This is a genomic window from Streptomyces sp. NP-1717 (assembly GCF_022695985.1).
Classification (GTDB): domain Bacteria; phylum Actinomycetota; class Actinomycetes; order Streptomycetales; family Streptomycetaceae; genus Streptomyces.
The window spans coordinates 1-1,542 of sequence record NZ_JAAPBF010000454.1 but is presented as its reverse complement, the minus strand read 5'-3'; the positions used below and the strand labels follow the sequence as shown (position 1 = coordinate 1,542).

The following is a 1,542-nucleotide window of genomic DNA, read 5'->3' as shown; positions in this document are numbered from 1 at the left end:
GGCGCGGCCGAGGGCCTCGACCTCGCCGTCGTGGTCGAGCTGGGTGAAGTCGACCTCGAACAGGGCGCGTTCGGTGTTCCAGCGGACGGCGTCGACCTGGTGGCCGAAGTGGAGTCCGGGGAGTTGTTCGCTGACCCAGCGGCAGTAGGCGTCGTACTCGGCGCGCTGGATGTGGAAGCGTTCGGCGAAGTAGAAGGGGTAGAGCCGCTCACGTGCCCTGAGGTAGTTCAGGAAGGACCAGGGGCTGGCCGGGTCGACGAGGGTCACCAGGTCCGCCAGGAAGGGCACTTGGAGGGTGGCGCCGTCGAGGAGCATGCCGGGGTGCCAGTGGAAGGCGGGTCGCTGTTCGTAGAAGGCGGCGGCGAGTCCTCCGTGGATGCCGTCGGCGAGCGCGGCGAGGGAGAGGTTGAACGGGCCGACGCCGATGCCGACCAGATCGTGCGGCCGGTGGTGATCGTCTGCTGACAGATCGGTCATTGGGGGTCCTTCAGGGCGCGTGGGGCAGCTGCACCGGGGTGCCCGGGGTCCGGGGGTGGTGCCCACGGTGCACAACGACCCGGACCCCGAAGGGGTATTGGCGTGCGCTGAAGGAGAGTGGGGGCGTGCCCTCCCACGGAGGACGGGCCGGCACCCGGGGCGGGTGCCGGCCCGTCGTCAGCGGGAAGGGGGCGGGGTCAGCCCTCTCGTACGCGCAACGCGCGGCGCAGGTCGTCGAGTTGGTCGGTGAGCTTGCGGCGCAGGGCGGGCAGGATGTCCGGGGCGGTCAGGCTCTCCTCGCCCAGGCGCAGCGATTCGGGGTCGACGGCGTGGACGGGGAAGGCGTGGCGGCCGGCGAAGTCGGCGATGACCGGGCCGCGGCGGCGGGCGAGTTCGACGGCGTCGGTGTAGAAGCGCGGGACGTACTTGCGTACGAGGTCGGTCTGTTCGGGCTGCCAGAAGCCCTGGGCGGTGGCGGTGAAGAGGTGGTTGGAGAGGTCGTCGGTGAGGAAGAGGCGTTCCCAGGCGGCGGCTTTGGCGTCTGTGTCGGGGAGGGCGGCGCGGCAGCGGGCGGCGCCTTCCTGGCCGGTGGCGCTGGGGTCGCGGGCGAGTTCGTCGGCGATGGCGGAGTCGTCGACGGCGCCGAGGACGGCGAGGCGGTAGAGGATGCGCCAGCGCAGTTCGGGGTCGAGTTCGGGGCCGCCGGGGACGCTGTCGGAGTTCAGCCAGTCCTGGATGCCGTCGGGTTGGGTGGCGGCGGAGATGAAGTGGCGTACGCCGGTGAGGCGCAGGCCGGGTGCGTTGCCGTCCTCGGTGCGGCGGATGAGGGCACGGCAGATGGCGGTGAGGCCGGCGAGGGCGGCGGGGCGGTCGTCGGGGGCGAGGTAGCGGTCGGCGATCTGGGTGGCGGCGAAGCCGAGTACGCCTTGGACGACGGCCAGGTCCGTTTCGTGCGGGAGGTGGGTGCGGGCGGCTTCCAGGTAGGCGGTGGGGGCCAGTTCGCCGTCGCGGACCATGTCGCGGGCGGCGTTCCAGACGACGGCGCGGGTGAGGGGGTCGGGGATG

General features: G+C 72.3%; 2 protein-coding genes. Both read right to left on the bottom strand.

What is annotated here, in order from left to right:
* A partial coding sequence (locus tag GXP76_RS35430) for a SidA/IucD/PvdA family monooxygenase (RefSeq protein ID WP_242575723.1) occupies positions 1 to 477 on the bottom strand: 477 nt, incomplete at its 3' end.
* 197 nt (positions 478 to 674) lie between these two features.
* On the bottom strand, positions 675 to 1,542 hold an 868-nt coding region (locus GXP76_RS35425; protein WP_242575722.1), incomplete at its 5' end, for an ERAP1-like C-terminal domain-containing protein.